The 604-nt window shown below is 46.5% G+C and carries 2 tRNA genes and 1 rRNA gene; all 3 read left to right on the top strand.

Annotated elements, in window-relative coordinates:
* A 16S ribosomal RNA gene (locus tag K5E40_RS34400) occupies positions 1 to 115 on the top strand; the annotation flags it as partial.
* Between the two features lie 81 nt (positions 116 to 196).
* A tRNA-Ile gene (locus tag K5E40_RS34395) sits at positions 197 to 273 on the top strand.
* A gap of 30 nt (positions 274 to 303) precedes the next feature.
* Positions 304 to 379: transfer RNA gene (locus K5E40_RS34390), tRNA-Ala, on the top strand.
* The last annotated feature ends 225 nt before the right edge of the window (positions 380 to 604 follow it).

Here is a 604-nt window from a genome sequence, read left to right as displayed (position 1 = left end):
ACCAGAAGTAGCTAGTCTAACCTTCGGGAGGACGGTTACCACGGTGTGATTCATGACTGGGGTGAAGTCGTAACAAGGTAGCCGTAGGGGAACCTGCGGCTGGATCACCTCCTTAATCGACGACATCAGCTGCTCCATAAGTTCCCACACGAATTGCTTGATTCATTGAAGAAGACGAAAGAAGCAGCCCGAAATTGGGTCTGTAGCTCAGTTGGTTAGAGCGCACCCCTGATAAGGGTGAGGTCGGCAGTTCGAATCTGCCCAGACCCACCAATTTTGTGTGGGAAAAGCCTGTAGAAATATGGGGCCATAGCTCAGCTGGGAGAGCGCCTGCCTTGCACGCAGGAGGTCAGCGGTTCGATCCCGCTTGGCTCCACCACTACTGCTTCTGAATATTGAAAGCTTAGAAATGAGCATTCCATCGATGTGATGATGAATGTTGATTTCTAGTCTTTGATTAGATCGTTCTTTAAAAATTTGGGTATGTGATAGAAAGATAGACTGGATAGCACTTTCACTGGTGTTTATTCAGGCTAAGGTAAAATTTGTGAGTTCTCTTAATTGAGAAATTCGAATTTTCGGCGAATGTCGTCTTCACAGTATA

Source organism: Pseudomonas baetica, from assembly GCF_019733355.1.
Classification (GTDB): domain Bacteria; phylum Pseudomonadota; class Gammaproteobacteria; order Pseudomonadales; family Pseudomonadaceae; genus Aquipseudomonas; species Aquipseudomonas baetica_A.
The sequence above is the reverse complement of the archived record's forward strand: the minus strand, read 5'-3'. Positions and strand labels throughout refer to the sequence as shown.